Origin of the sequence: Methyloterricola oryzae (assembly GCF_000934725.1) — a bacterium.
Lineage (GTDB): Bacteria > Pseudomonadota > Gammaproteobacteria > Methylococcales > Methylococcaceae > Methyloterricola > Methyloterricola oryzae.
Map to the genome: position 1 here is coordinate 80,454 of NZ_JYNS01000005.1, position 12,628 is coordinate 93,081.

Sequence of the window (12,628 nt, forward strand, 5' to 3'; positions counted from 1 at the left end):
CTGCGGATAGAGTCATCTTCGCACCCGCACGCCTGAGTCGGGATCCCATCTCAGCGGCTTTTCCAGTTTTGGCAGCGGGGCGCCGGGCTCTTCCCGGATGGTGAGGCCATGGGCCGAGTCCTCGGGGCAGATGGCGATGTAGCGGGCGTAGCCGCCCAACCCGCCCTTGAATTTCGCATAGCCGATGCTGACGAGGCAGCCGGTCTCCGGCACCTGGTCCAGGTGGGCCACGCCTTCGGCCTGGGCGTAGCCTTGGTGCATCAGCCAATGCTCCCCTTCCAGCGTGGGTGTGCTGTCGGTATCCAGGGGCTCATGGCCATGCATCAGGATGTGCCGCTGCGTGTGCAGCCACTGCAGGGCCGCGAGGGATACGCCGGGAAAGCGGGTTTGCGCCGCCAGACGCGGATAGGGCCAGGCCTTGGACCAATCGCTGCGAACCATAACCACGGCACCTTCCGGAATGCGTCCGTGCCTCGCCTCGAAGGTGGCGGGTAACTCGTCGATGGCCGGAAATTCGGGCGCCCAGTGCGCGGGAGGATCGAGTTGGGTGCCCAGTTGATCGGTACTCAGATCGTAGTGGGTCGCCTCGAAGCCGTCGCTTCCATAGCGATATGGGCGGCCGGTCGCGGGGTCGCTGGCCGGTCCGAACCGGGATGGGCCGAAACCCTTCCAGACCGGCATGGAAGGCGTCATGGCGTGGGTTAGATCAATATAGCGAGCATATTTCAAAGCACCCTCATAGACCGGCCACAGTCCGTCACCGCGCTCCCGCACGGGCTGCGGGCCGCAGGCGCTCAAGATCAACATCAGCGCGGCGGAAGGTATCCGGTAGCGCCTCAATAGGTTTGGCTGGCGTGAATACTTCACACGGACTTGGTTAATCATGAACTGAATTGAGGTGCTTAATCACCGAGTATAGAGTCCAACCCCGAGCGATCATGATCCGGATGCCCAGGGGCATCCATTCGGGGCTAAAGCGCTTGTCACACACATACAATGGAAGAAGGAGTGGACTCATGCCAATTCAAACCGTTCATGCTGTTTTCGCCGCTGCCGCGCTCATTCTGGTTGTTTTGCCCCTGAGCCCGGTTCACGCCATGGGCCGGTCCAGTGTTCAGCCGAAATCGGACACTAGTGCTTCGCCTGCCTACACCAATCAGGGCGCCCGCGGCAGCATCGCGAGGTCGCCGACGGGGGCCACGCCCGCCGAGGTGGCGGACCTGCGCAAGCAGATCGCGGACCTGCAGATGCAACTGGCTTCCGTCAAGGAACGAATTCCCGCAGAATAAGGTCCCTTGGGGCCGCAGACGGTCGAGGGGCGGCTCCAAGGGCCGCCCCGTTTTTGTCCGGGGCCATGGAATCGACGACTGTTTGCATCTTCGACCGCGCCCGGCGAGACACTACCACGAGGAGACAGTGCCATGAAATGTCGCTTGTTCGTTATTGCCATGCTGACGTTCGCGTCCACAGCAGGTTTCGCCCTCGGGATGGGGGGCATGGATCCAGCGGAAATGCAGGCGCTCCGCACCTACTGCAAGGCTGATGTGGAGCGGCTTTGTGCGAACGTGCAGCCGGGAGAAGGCAGGATCAAGGCTTGCCTCATGGCGAACAAGGAGCAGATGAGCGTGGGCTGCGCCCAGGCCCTGCAGAAACTGAAGCAGTCCAAATAGTCGCTGCCGGCCTCGGCAGCCTGAGGGTTTCAGTGCGGGTCCCTGGAATCAAGGCGGTTCCTGGATCGGGTAGCGGCTGATCCGGCACTCCTCGGGCAAACCGACAAAGCCCAAGCATGGCGTCCACCCAAGCGCATTACGCTCTCATCACCGGCGCGAGCCGCGGGATCGGCGCGGCGTTTGCAAAGCGTCTGGCCTCCGAGCATCAGCCCCTGATCCTCGTCGCCCGGGACAGGGAAAGCTTGGAGACACTCAAGGATGAACTGAGCCGGCACTACGGGATTCCGGTCCATGTGCTGGTTGCCGACCTCACCCAAGCCGGGGCGGCGAGGGAAATCCATGCTGCGTGCAAGAGCCATGGCTGGCCGGTGGCCTTGCTGGTGAACAATGCCGGCATGGGCCGATTCGGTGATTTGCTCGGACATCCGCTGGAAGACTACCGCGGGATGATCAGCCTCAATGTCCAGGCACCGGTGGAACTGACCCACCTGTTTCTTGCCGATATGCGCGATGCGGGGCAGGGCGAAATCATCAATGTCGTGTCCATGGCGGCGTTTCAGCCGACGCCTTATCTCGCGGTCTACGGCGCCAGCAAGGCGTTTCTGCTGTCCTTCTCCGAGGCGGTCGCGGCGGAGTGTTTCGGCACGCCTATCCGCATTCTGGCGCTGTGTCCCGGCGCGACCCGCACGCACTTCTTCCAGGCCGCGGGTCTGAGCAATGCGGCGATTCTCGAAACTTCAACCATGCAGACCGCCGAGGCGGTGGTCGATGCGGCCCTCTGTGCCTTGAGGAGCGGCAAAATTCGCTGCGTGCCCGGCCGGCTCAACCGCCTGATGGCGGTGATGGGCCGGCTCGGTGGCGGACGCTTGAAGTTGTGGCTGACAGCCCGTGCCATCAAACGAAGTTTCGGTCTGGGCGAGCGCTAGCCCCCCGGGCGCCTGACATCAAGCGCCCGCCGAGCTATCAGCCCGCGTCCAGATCCAGTCCGTCCTCGTCGGCGAGGTCGATACCGGTCACGCAGACATCGCCATCGTCGATCACCAGCATCACGGGCTTGAGGCTCTGACCCTGGCAGGGCCCGATGAAGCAGCGCCCCGTGTCGATATCGAATTGCGCGCGGTGTCGCCCGCAGGTTAGGAAGTTTCTGTCCTCATCCATGAATTCTCCCGGCGTGACATCCAGCCGGTTGCCGGTATGGGGGCAGGCATTCTCGAATCCGAAGAACCGGCTGCCCTTGCGGGTGATCAGGATGTGCCACGGCTTGGATTCGCCGGTTTCCGTGCGTATCGCCAGGCAGAATCCATGGCCCTGCTCTTCCTCGATTTCGTTGGTACGGCAAATTGCAAACAGCTCGCTCATAAGGGGTCGTCCAGGTTTGGAGGGTCAATTCGAACGCGCGTGGCGCCGCTTAAGGGCTTGAAGCAATTCCGGTACCAGCCGAAACTTCTGCCCCGAGCACCCACTTTTCCCTTATCTGGCGGCGAATTACCCGAACTCTTCCGGAAGGCTGCGAGGGGAAAGCGAGCGAAAGCCGACAATCTTTGTCGCGAAGCCTTCAAGCAGTGAGGTAGGGCGGGACGTATGCCGAGGGGCAACCCAAGCCGGCAGGATTTCTGCGCGCGCGGGTAAACAGTCTGGCAGCGCGCAAGGGCACGGAACTTTGGTAACCTAACTGGCCTAAGTCCTCGCCGAACCCAGATTGCTCGCGTCATTCGCCAGCCCGGAAATCCCATGCCCTTTTCCTTCGACAACACCTATGCGCGCCTGCCGGAGCGCTTCTACGCCCAACTGCCGCCGGAGCCCGTGGTACAGCCGCGGCTGGTCCGTCTCAACGAGGTGCTTGCCCGCCAATTGGGTTTGGACCCCGACGCCTTGCGTTCGCCCGACGGCGTGGCGGTGCTCGGCGGGAATCGGGTACCCGAAGGCGCGGAACCCCTGGCCATGGCCTATGCGGGACACCAGTTCGGCGGCTTCGTGCCGCAGTTGGGTGACGGCCGCGCCATCTTGCTGGGCGAGATACTTACTCCAGGCGGCGACCGCTTCGATATCCATCTGAAGGGTTCCGGGCGCACGCCCTTTTCCCGCGGCGGTGACGGGCGCGCCTGGCTGGGGCCGGTACTGCGCGAGTTCATCATCAGCGAAGCCATGCACGCTTTCGCCATACCGACGACACGCTCCCTGGCCGCCGTGGCCACCGGCGAGCCGGTTTTCCGCGAGACCACGCTGCCTGGCGCCGTGCTGACCCGCGTGGCGCGCAGCCATGTGCGTGTCGGCACCTTCGAGTATTTCCGGGCGCGGGGTGACACAGATGGACTCAAGCAGCTGGCCGATTACGTGATCGGCCGCCATTACCCCGAGGCAAGCCAGTCCGATCAGCCCTACCGAACTCTGCTGGCGGCGGTGGCAGAGCGGCAGGCGGAACTGGTCGCGCAATGGCTGGGGGTTGGCTTCATTCACGGCGTCATGAATACGGACAATATGTCCATCACTGGCGAGACCATCGACTACGGGCCCTGCGCCTTCATGGACGATTTCCATCCGGACCGGGTCTACAGCTCGATCGACCGTCACGGGCGCTATGCCTACAGCAATCAGCCGCCCATCGCACAGTGGAATCTCGCCCGCCTGGCCGAGTGTCTGCTGCCGTTACTGCATGCGGATGCCGACAAGGCGCTTGAGGCGGCGGAGCAGATCGTCATAGACTTTGCGCGCCATTACGAAAAAGCCTACCTGCGGCGATTCCGCGCCAAACTGGGGCTGCGGGAGGCGTGCGCCGAGGATGCCGGTCTGATCGATAGCTCGCTGCAGGCGATGGCTCAGGCCCGTGCCGATTTCACCAATACCTTCCGCGCCCTGTGCGATGCCGCCGAAGGCAACTGCGAACCGGTCCGGGCGCAGTGGGGCGAAAGCGAGCCGTGCGAGGCCTGGCTGGCGCAGTGGCGCGAACGCCTGGCGGTTGAAGCCGCCACGCCGCAGGAGCGTGTGGCTGCAATGCGCCGGGTGAACCCCTACGTCATCCCGCGGAATCACCGGGTGGAGGCGGCGCTGAGTGCGGCCGTGGCGGGTGATCTGGAGCCTTTGGATCGGCTTCTGCAGGCGCTTGCCGACCCGTGGACCGAGTGCTCGGCAAATGCCGATTTCACCCGGTCGCCCGAGCCCCACGAAGTGGTGCAGAAGACTTTTTGCGGAACCTGAAGTGCCATCCGTCCGGACGATAGTTTTGTAACATCAGACCGATTTCTCCATTTGCATGAAAGATTCGATCGTTTACGCCCTCGACTTCGACGGCGTCATCTGCGACAGCGCCATCGAGACCGCCATTGCCGGCTGGAAGGCGGCCTGCCAGCTCTGGGGCGACATGCCGGCGGAAGTGCCACCCGAGCACGTGGAAGCCTTTCGCCAGGTCAGGCCCATCATCGAGACCGGCTACGAGGCGGTCCTGGCCATGCGCATGTTGCATCAGGGGGCGTCCGTTCCAAACCTTTGCGACACCTACACGCGGGAATTTCCGCGTTTGATGGCGCAAGTCGGCATCGACAGCGAGGGCCTCAAAACCTTGTTCGGCGCAACACGGGATGCCTGGATCGCCGAGGACGGCGCCGGTTGGGTGTCGGAGAATCCGCTTTATCCGGGTGTCGCGGAGAAGCTGACCAAGTTGGGCGAAACGCGGGAATGGTACATCGCGACCACCAAGCAGGAGCGTTTCGTGGAGATGATCTTTAAGGCCAACGGCATCGAACTGGATGCGGAGCGGATTTACGGCCTGGATCGCAACATCGGCAAGGGCGAGGTCTTGAAACTCCTGTTGGAAAGACATCCTGGCCAGATGATCCAGTTTGTCGAGGATCGCTTCCTTACCCTCCAAAAAGCCGCGGAACTGGCAGAACTCGCGCCGGTGCAGATGGTCTTCGCCCTGTGGGGTTATAGCAGCGAGGAAGACAAACGTCTCGCGCAGGTTCATGGCTTCGCGTGTCAGCCACTGGACCAGTTTCTATCCTGAGCGCGACCAAACCCACCCTCCTGAATGACGGGAAGGGCGCCGCGTTTCAGCGCACCGGTATGGTCAAGGTCGGTCCTACGGATTTCGCGGCGCCTGCCTGCAGTCGGAACAACTGCATCAGCAGCATGAAGGTGGACTTGGATTCCAGGTCGTTGTCCGCCAGGTAGAACCAGTGCCCCCGGTAGGGAACGGCCAGGAAAGCCATGTCCGGCGGATCGTCGCTCTGGCGAACGTGGAACACGTTGCCGGCCGGTGTGCTGCCCCAGTCGAACTGGGTTCCGTCGGGATTGCGCGTCACGGTCACCAGGCCTGCCGTCTCGTGCGCTTTCGGCGCGTCCACATGCTGGGACAGGTAGAAGAAGATACTCATCAGCGAACGCGTGCGGATGGAGATTGTGTCCGGCCCCGCTTTCGTGAAATCGCTGGTGACGCGATAGACCTCCCGCGCCGGGTCCAGCCCCAGCAGTGCCTTGAACTCCGCAATGCGATCCCGGTAGGCCGGGGTCGAGAGCACGTGCAGTTCCGGTTCCTTGGTCGCGGGATTGACCTGCGGAACGATCAGGTGTTCGCGGCTGACCTCCTCGGCGAGATCTACGAGGCGGCGAAATTCTCGGTCAGGTTTGGGGGCTCGGGCAGGCGTGGGTCCCGAGGCGCTGGGCGCATTCTCGATGCCATTGATCCGTTCCACGCAGATGCCGAACACGCGTTTCGCACTCCAGCCCGAGCCCGACAGGGAAAAGAGGGTTTCGATGGAGATGGGGCTGAGCAGGCTCTTGACGAAGCCTTCTCCCTGCAAGGGCGTGTAGGAGATGGTTGGCGAGGTGGTATAGGCGGCGCCCAGGCTGTACTTGATGAGGTCGCTGCCGCCGTTCAGCCCGATTTCCGACTGGTCGAGCCCTGCGCTCATGTCCAGTTTGAGGGTGGCGGTCACGTTGGCCACGTCGAGGAAGAAGGCGGGGTCGCGATAGTGCAGGCGCACCACGTTATGCACGAACTGCTCGTTCATGCTGCCGACAATGGCCTCATTGTAAAGCGGGTGAGTTCCGCGGAGCCGGTCGGGGCCAAACGAATCGCAGCCGGTCAGCAGGCCGGCTGCCGCGAGCAGGAAAACCCTCATGGCGGCGCGGCGCGTCTGTCGCATGCGGCAAAACCCCGCGAGAACGCTGAACGACTCAGTTGCTCGAATGGCTCCCACCCTGTTCCACTTGCCGCCAGAGCTTCATGAATTCCCCGGCAATCTGTTTGGCCGAGTTGGAAACATCCTTGCCCGTGGCATTTTTCTCCAGAACGAACTTGGCTGCCGCGACGTAAGGGTTCTTGGACACGATGGCGCCAGGCATTTTGCTCCCATCCTTCGACGTCCCGAAAACGGCGAACGGCGCCGCGCTATGCTGGCTTTGCAGATCGCTGACCGTAACCTGGATTTCCATCTGCGTGGAGCCTTTGCCGAACCCCATGACCGCGCGCTTGATGCGGTTGCCTTCGTCCACGTCGAGAAAAACTCCTTGGATCAGCCACCCTTGCGAAGGTCGCCCGTACTGGCCGCCGGACAGACGCACGGCGTTGACGCCCTGAGCCTGCAGTTCCTGGGTGAGGTCCTGCGCCAGGCCGCTGACGATGGTCGCGGCGCTCTGCGCGGGGTCGCCGCTGCCCAGCGGCGTGGGCATGCCATTGCCCGCCTCGGCCAGGGGCCGGTGCATGAGCCCGGGCAGCAGGCCGCGAGCGCCCTCATCGGGATGAAAGTTGGCGGAATCCAGCTGAAAGTCCGTGACATAGACCTGGCTCGGTAGCGCTTGGGGTAGTGCGGCGTGCGGGCTCTCCTGAGCGACCTCGATGCCGCCGGTGGCGCTGCGATTCAAGACGCGGCAGCCAGCTGTCGTCAATGTAAGCAGTGCCAGCAGGCAGACTGTAAATCGATAGGCGAACACTGGCGATCCGGTTCAGTTAAAGTATTTCCAGCACCTTCTCGGGGGGGCGGCCGATGACGGCCTTGCCGTCGGCAATGACGATGGGGCGCTCGATCAGGATGGGGTTGTCCACCATGGCCTGGATCAGAGCCTGGCGGGTCAGGTCCTTGCTGTCCAGGCCCAGTTCCTTGTAGATGCTTTCACCCGTGCGCATCAACTCTCGCGGTTCCATGCCAAGCAGGGCCAGAATTTCCTCCAGCCGCGCCGCGCTTGGGGCGGTCTTTAGATATTCGACCACATCCGGTGCCAGCCCTTTGTCCTGCAGGATCTGCAAAGTCGAGCGGGACTTGCTGCAACGGGGGTTGTGGTAGATGGTGATGCTCATGCGTGTCTCCGTGCCGGGTGTAGGGAATGGCCGCGTCTGCGCGATCGTCTCCCGATGCGGGCGGTGGCCCGCGCAGTAGGAGCGCGCCGGGTCGATTATAAAGCGTTCCGCCAGGGCGCTCCGCCCCAGCAGCACGCGGAACATCATGGTTTCGCGGTTGTTCAGGGTCAGTTCAATGGGCCAGGAATGCGATCCGAGGGTGATGTCGGACTGGATCACATAGCGCAGTGCGCGGTGACCGCCGGAGTCACTCACGCGGCGGCGGTCAACGACACGCGCCTCGCACTGGCAAAGACGCTTGCGGTTGCGGCGCGCCGGGTGGACTTTAAAACGGACCCAGTCATCGCCGGCGCGCTGGAAGGGCTCAAGATCGAACGCGCCCAGGGAGGAAGTGCGGGCGCCCGTATCGATCTTGGCCTGCATGGGCGGCAGTCCGAGTCCGTCCAGCCGGATCCATTCCCGCCAGCCGATGGTTATTTTGCCGGCGGGTGACAGCCCAGGGTCGTTGCTGACCGAAATCACGCGCCCGGGACCTCGGCACCACGCCTCAGACGGGAGGACGAACCTTGCTTTCGCGCTGGCGTTCGCTGGCTGCGAGCTTGGAGAGTTCGGTCAACTGGGTCGCCATCACTTCCAGGATGTCGTCCCAGGACAGGATGCCTACCACGGCGCCCGAGGAATCCACCACGGGAACCCGGCGCACGCCCTTGGCATGCATGTTTTTCAGTGTCTCGTAAAGGCCGTCCTGTTCGTGGGCGGTAACCAGTTCGAAGCTCATGATATCGCCGATGGTGACATCTTCGGGACCGATTTGCGCGGCCAGCACTTCGATGACCAGGTCGCGGTCGGTGACGATACCGATGGGCTTGCCGCCTCCCGCCTGCTTTTCCACCACGACCAGACTGCCGATGTGATGCTGCCGCATCAGCTTGGCCGCTTCGACGATGGAATCCTCCTTGCTGATGACGACGGTATTGCGGTTACAGAATTGGCCGACAGACATAAGGGCTCCGGGAGAAGGTTCATTGTGGGCGGATATTTTAACCCGGATTGCAGTCCGGCGCTGATTCGCTCCGAAACGGCTCTTGAAATCCGCGACAGGCGCCTCATATCTGGCAGGACTGACGCGGCGCCGCGCGGGCCGAAACCCTTGACAAGCATCATCAGGCCGCTATTATTGGCACTCGCATTGAGCGAGTGCTAACAGGCAGGCCGCCGGCGCTCCAGGAATCCCGATTTTTTGCTTCATCTAAACAGGAGAACCCGATGAAAATTCGTCCGTTACATGACCGTGTAATTGTCAAGCGTCTGGAAGAAGAGCGCACCACCGCCGGCGGGATCGTGATCCCGGACTCGGCCGCTGAGAAACCGATGCGTGGCGAAATTATCGCTGTCGGCAACGGCAAGATCCTGGAAAACGGCCAGGTCCGTGCTCTCCAGGTCAAGGTCGGTGACAAGGTGCTGTTCGGCAAGTACGCCGGAACCGAGGTCAAGATGGATGGCGAGGAAATCGTCGTGATGCGCGAAGAAGACATCATGGGCGTGATCGAAGCCTGATCCACCTCCGTTCCCCGAACCAACTGACTCAATCAAGCAAGGTAATACTATGGCAGCAAAAGACGTGAAATTCGGTGATGACGCTCGTTCCCGCATGGTGCGCGGCGTCAATATTCTGGCCACCGCGGTGAAAGTGACCCTGGGCCCCAAGGGCCGCAACGTGGTCCTGGAGAAGAGCTTCGGCGCGCCGACCGTGACCAAGGACGGTGTTTCCGTCGCGAAGGAAGTCGAACTGAAAGACAAGTTCGAGAACATGGGCGCGCAGATGGTGAAGGAAGTCGCTTCCCAGACCTCCGACGTGGCCGGCGACGGCACCACCACCGCCACCGTGCTGGCGCAGTCCATCCTCAATGAAGGCCTGAAGGCGGTTGCCGCCGGCATGAACCCCATGGACCTGAAGCGCGGCATCGACAAGGCCGTGGCCGCCGCCGTGGAAGCCATCCATGAAATGTCCGTGCCCTGCACCGACAGCAACGCCATCGCCCAGGTGGGCTCCATCTCCGCCAACTCCGACGAGAGCATCGGCAAGATCATCGCCGACGCCATGGACAAGGTGGGTAAAGAGGGCGTCATCACCGTCGAGGACGGTTCCGGTCTGGAAAACCAGCTGGACATCGTGGAGGGCATGCAGTTCGACCGCGGCTACCTGTCTCCCTATTTCATCAACAACCAGCAGAGCATGAGCGCCGAGCTGGAGAATCCCTTCATCCTGCTCTACGAGAAGAAGATCTCCAACATCCGCGAGATGCTGCCGGTTCTGGAAGGCGTGGCGAAAGCCGGCCGTTCCCTGCTGATCATCGCCGAGGACGTGGAAGGCGAAGCCCTGGCCACCCTGGTGGTCAACACCATGCGCGGCATCGTGAAGGTCGCGGCTGTCAAGGCTCCGGGCTTCGGTGACCGCCGCAAGGCCATGCTGGAAGACATCGCCATCCTCACCGGTGGCACCGTGATCTCCGAAGACGTGGGTCTGAGCCTTGAGAAGGCCACCCTGAACGAGCTGGGCACTGCGAAGAAGGTCCAGGTCAGCAAGGAGAACACCACCATCATCGACGGCGCCGGCAGCCACGACAAGATCGCTGGCCGTGTGCAGCAGATCCGCAAGCAGATGGATGACACCACTTCCGACTACGACAAGGAAAAGCTGCAGGAGCGTCTGGCCAAGTTGGCAGGCGGCGTTGCGGTGATCAAGGTGGGCGCTGCCACCGAAGTCGAGATGAAGGAAAAGAAGGCCCGCGTGGAAGACGCCCTGCACGCTACCCGCGCTGCTGTTGAAGAGGGTATCGTTCCTGGCGGCGGCGTGGCCCTGATCCGTGTTCTGCAGAAGATCAAGGAGCTGAAGGGTATCAACCACGACCAGGATGTGGGCATCAGCATTGCCCGCCGCGCCATGGAAGAGCCGCTGCGCCAGATCGTCAGCAACGCCGGCGACGAGGCCTCCGTGGTCTGCGCCAAGGTTGCCGAGGGTACCGGCAATTTCGGTTATAACGCGGCTACCGGTGAGTATGGCGATATGGTTGCCATGGGCATCCTGGACCCGGCGAAAGTCACCCGCACCGCGCTGCAGAATGCCGCTTCCGTTTCCGGCCTGATGATCACCACCGAAGCGATGGTGGCCGAGGAGCCGAAGGACGAGAGCCCGATGCCGGGCGGCGGCATGGGAGGCATGGGCGGCATGGACGGCATGATGTAATCAGGCCAGTCCCATCTGCTCCAGCCCGCTCGTTCCGCGAGCGGGCGACAGCCAGATCGAAAAGCCTCGTCCGGGTAACCGGGCGGGGCTTTATGCTTCTGGCGCTTTGGGAGTCAGCGAGTGACGCTTTGCATGGCTGGGTGCTGAAGTTTGGGTGTTTAGCCGTGTTAAGCGGGTAGCAGGGCCTCGTACGTTCCGGCAATCGCTTGCGCCACGGAGGTCCAGGCGTAGCGCTTGTGCGCCTTGCCGTGGGCTGCCTTGCCCATGGTCTGGCGCTGAGCCTCCGGCGCCAACAGGAACTCGGCGATGCGTCCGCCGAACTCCTCCGGGTCCAGGGGGTTCGCCAGAAACCCATCGACCCCTGGACTGACGATGTCGACCGGACCACCGTGGCAGGTAGCCACCACCGGCGTGCCCGAGGCGAAGGCTTCCACCAGCACCAGGCCGAAGGGTTCATAGTGGGAGGGGCAGAGGAACAGGTCGGCGGCGCGGTAATGGGCCTTGAGCGCCTCATCGTCCAGGCGCTGGAACCAGTGGATATGCCGCTCGATGCCCAGTTCGCCGGCGCGTTTGCGCAGGGCATCGCGATAGGCTCGTTCCTCGGGGTTGGGCCGCGCGGGGCCAGTCGGAAGGCAAAAGGTGACGGTCTGACCCGTTTGGCTCAAACGCTGCGCTACGACGTCCACCGCCTCCAGCAGTTCCAGAAACCCCTTGCGCGGGTCGAGGCGCCCAGCGCTGAACAGCATGAAGTCCGTGTCATAGCCCAGTTGGCGCTGCAAGGCGCGCTTGTCGGCGCAGGGCGAGAAGCTTTCCACGTCCACGCCGCCGGGCACGATCGCGATCTTGCCGGGCGCGCAGCCGTAACGGCCGGTGAGGGCCTCTCTTTCATTTCCGCTCAGGGCGATGACCGTGTCCGCCGCCGCCAGTATCCGGCTTTCGGCGCGGACGCGCAGGTCATAGCGAAACTGCGAGCCATCGGGCGTTTCGTCGGGTAGGCGGTCGCGCTTGAGCGCGCCCAGGGAATGGCTGGTGAACACCAGCGGCTTGCCCAGGGCGAGGCTCGCCATGAGCGCCGCTGCGCCGCCGTCCCAGTAGTGGCCATGGAACACGTCGGCGTCGGCCAACCAAGGCCCATGCTCCTGCAGCACCTCGGCCACGAAGGCGGGCAGGTGGGGCCCCAGGTCCTCCTTGCGCAAAAAGCCTTCGGGCCCCATGGCGATGCGAAAGACGTCGGCACCCGCCGCGATGGCCTCCTGGGGAGGCTTGTCGCCCCAATGGCGGGTGAAGGCGCGCAATTCATGACCCTGGGCTGCCAGTTGCGCCGCCACCTGGGCCTCGTAGAGGCATTGGCCGCCGGCATCCGGCTCGCCGGTAGCCGCCAGGGGGTCGCTGTGGGGGCAGAAGAAGGCGATGCGCATG

14 protein-coding genes are annotated in these 12,628 nt (G+C 63.1%); 7 read left to right on the plus strand and 7 right to left on the minus strand.

Going from position 1 to position 12,628, the window contains the following annotated elements:
- Positions 1-12: 12 nt before the first annotated feature.
- Positions 13-807 (minus strand): cyclase family protein, encoded by a 795-nt coding sequence (locus tag EK23_RS08890; RefSeq protein ID WP_045225010.1) that lies wholly within the window; start codon positions 805-807, stop codon positions 13-15.
- A gap of 209 nt (positions 808-1,016) precedes the next feature.
- Here EK23_RS08890 and EK23_RS08895 point away from each other — a divergent pair, with 209 nt between their 5' ends.
- The 3 genes from EK23_RS08895 (at position 1,017) to EK23_RS08905 (ending at position 2,596) form a co-directional block, all read left to right on the plus strand.
- Positions 1,017-1,289: a hypothetical protein gene (locus EK23_RS08895; protein WP_045225011.1), complete on the plus strand. Its 273-nt coding sequence runs from the start codon at positions 1,017-1,019 to the stop codon at positions 1,287-1,289.
- 132 nt (positions 1,290-1,421) lie between these two features.
- A complete protein-coding gene (locus EK23_RS08900) occupies positions 1,422-1,670 on the plus strand; it encodes a cysteine rich repeat-containing protein (protein ID WP_200892128.1) in 249 nt (82 codons plus the stop codon).
- Positions 1,671-1,786: 116 nt separating this feature from the next.
- Entirely contained in the window at positions 1,787-2,596 is an 810-nt protein-coding gene (locus EK23_RS08905; RefSeq protein WP_045225012.1) for an SDR family NAD(P)-dependent oxidoreductase, read from the plus strand.
- Positions 2,597-2,633: 37 nt separating this feature from the next.
- On the opposite strand, the gene EK23_RS08910 is transcribed toward EK23_RS08905, so the two are convergent.
- The gene (locus EK23_RS08910; protein ID WP_045225013.1) at positions 2,634-3,029 is read right to left on the minus strand and encodes a Rieske (2Fe-2S) protein; all 396 of its coding nucleotides are present in this window, start codon (positions 3,027-3,029) and stop codon (positions 2,634-2,636) included.
- Positions 3,030-3,401: 372 nt separating this feature from the next.
- Between EK23_RS08910 and EK23_RS08915 the strand changes: the two genes are divergently transcribed.
- Together EK23_RS08915 and EK23_RS08920 are read left to right on the plus strand one after the other, a co-directional pair.
- Positions 3,402-4,865: a protein adenylyltransferase SelO gene (locus tag EK23_RS08915; RefSeq protein ID WP_045225014.1), complete on the plus strand. Its 1,464-nt coding sequence runs from the start codon at positions 3,402-3,404 to the stop codon at positions 4,863-4,865.
- A 55-nt stretch (positions 4,866-4,920) separates the two neighbouring features.
- A complete protein-coding gene (locus tag EK23_RS08920; protein ID WP_045225015.1) occupies positions 4,921-5,670 on the plus strand; it encodes an HAD family hydrolase in 750 nt (249 codons plus the stop codon).
- Positions 5,671-5,716: 46 nt separating this feature from the next.
- Here EK23_RS08920 and EK23_RS08925 read toward each other — a convergent pair whose 3' ends face one another.
- The 4 genes from EK23_RS08925 to EK23_RS08945 all read right to left on the minus strand — a co-directional run bounded on the left by EK23_RS08925 (position 5,717) and on the right by EK23_RS08945 (position 8,965).
- Complete coding sequence (locus tag EK23_RS08925) at positions 5,717-6,811, minus strand: hypothetical protein (protein WP_045225016.1); 1,095 nt, start codon at positions 6,809-6,811, stop codon at positions 5,717-5,719.
- Positions 6,812-6,842: 31 nt separating this feature from the next.
- On the minus strand, positions 6,843-7,529 hold the full coding sequence (locus EK23_RS08930; protein ID WP_045225130.1) for a DUF4410 domain-containing protein: 687 nt from the start codon (positions 7,527-7,529) through the stop codon (positions 6,843-6,845).
- An 85-nt stretch (positions 7,530-7,614) separates the two neighbouring features.
- The gene (gene arsC / locus EK23_RS24670) at positions 7,615-8,484 is read right to left on the minus strand and encodes an arsenate reductase (glutaredoxin) (RefSeq protein ID WP_200892129.1); all 870 of its coding nucleotides are present in this window, start codon (positions 8,482-8,484) and stop codon (positions 7,615-7,617) included.
- 25 nt (positions 8,485-8,509) lie between these two features.
- Positions 8,510-8,965 (minus strand): CBS domain-containing protein, encoded by a 456-nt coding sequence (locus tag EK23_RS08945; RefSeq protein WP_045225017.1) that lies wholly within the window; start codon positions 8,963-8,965, stop codon positions 8,510-8,512.
- Between the two features lie 263 nt (positions 8,966-9,228).
- Here EK23_RS08945 and groES point away from each other — a divergent pair, with 263 nt between their 5' ends.
- Positions 9,229-9,519: a co-chaperone GroES gene (gene groES / locus EK23_RS08950; protein ID WP_045225018.1), complete on the plus strand. Its 291-nt coding sequence runs from the start codon at positions 9,229-9,231 to the stop codon at positions 9,517-9,519.
- A gap of 49 nt (positions 9,520-9,568) precedes the next feature.
- Positions 9,569-11,209, plus strand: coding sequence for a chaperonin GroEL (gene groL / locus EK23_RS08955; protein ID WP_045225019.1), 1,641 nt, complete (start codon positions 9,569-9,571; stop codon positions 11,207-11,209).
- Positions 11,210-11,376: 167 nt separating this feature from the next.
- Here groL and EK23_RS08960 read toward each other — a convergent pair whose 3' ends face one another.
- Entirely contained in the window at positions 11,377-12,627 is a 1,251-nt protein-coding gene (locus tag EK23_RS08960; RefSeq protein WP_045225020.1) for a glycosyltransferase, read from the minus strand.
- Position 12,628 lies beyond the last annotated feature (1 nt).

Excerpts from the sequence above, each read along its gene's own strand:
- EK23_RS08890 (WP_045225010.1), bottom strand. The coding sequence starts at position 807 with ATGTTGATCTTGAGCGCCTGCGGCCCGCAGCCCGTGCGGGAGCGCGGT.
- EK23_RS08895 (WP_045225011.1), top strand. The coding sequence starts at position 1,017 with ATGCCAATTCAAACCGTTCATGCTGTTTTCGCCGCTGCCGCGCTCATT.
- EK23_RS08900 (WP_200892128.1), top strand. The coding sequence starts at position 1,422 with ATGAAATGTCGCTTGTTCGTTATTGCCATGCTGACGTTCGCGTCCACA.
- EK23_RS08905 (WP_045225012.1), top strand. The coding sequence starts at position 1,787 with ATGGCGTCCACCCAAGCGCATTACGCTCTCATCACCGGCGCGAGCCGC.
- EK23_RS08910 (WP_045225013.1), bottom strand. The coding sequence starts at position 3,029 with ATGAGCGAGCTGTTTGCAATTTGCCGTACCAACGAAATCGAGGAAGAG.
- EK23_RS08915 (WP_045225014.1), top strand. The coding sequence starts at position 3,402 with ATGCCCTTTTCCTTCGACAACACCTATGCGCGCCTGCCGGAGCGCTTC.
- EK23_RS08920 (WP_045225015.1), top strand. The coding sequence starts at position 4,921 with ATGAAAGATTCGATCGTTTACGCCCTCGACTTCGACGGCGTCATCTGC.
- EK23_RS08925 (WP_045225016.1), bottom strand. The coding sequence starts at position 6,811 with ATGCGACAGACGCGCCGCGCCGCCATGAGGGTTTTCCTGCTCGCGGCA.
- EK23_RS08945 (WP_045225017.1), bottom strand. The coding sequence starts at position 8,965 with ATGTCTGTCGGCCAATTCTGTAACCGCAATACCGTCGTCATCAGCAAG.
- groES (WP_045225018.1), top strand. The coding sequence starts at position 9,229 with ATGAAAATTCGTCCGTTACATGACCGTGTAATTGTCAAGCGTCTGGAA.
- groL (WP_045225019.1), top strand. The coding sequence starts at position 9,569 with ATGGCAGCAAAAGACGTGAAATTCGGTGATGACGCTCGTTCCCGCATG.
- EK23_RS08960 (WP_045225020.1), bottom strand. The coding sequence starts at position 12,627 with ATGCGCATCGCCTTCTTCTGCCCCCACAGCGACCCCCTGGCGGCTACC.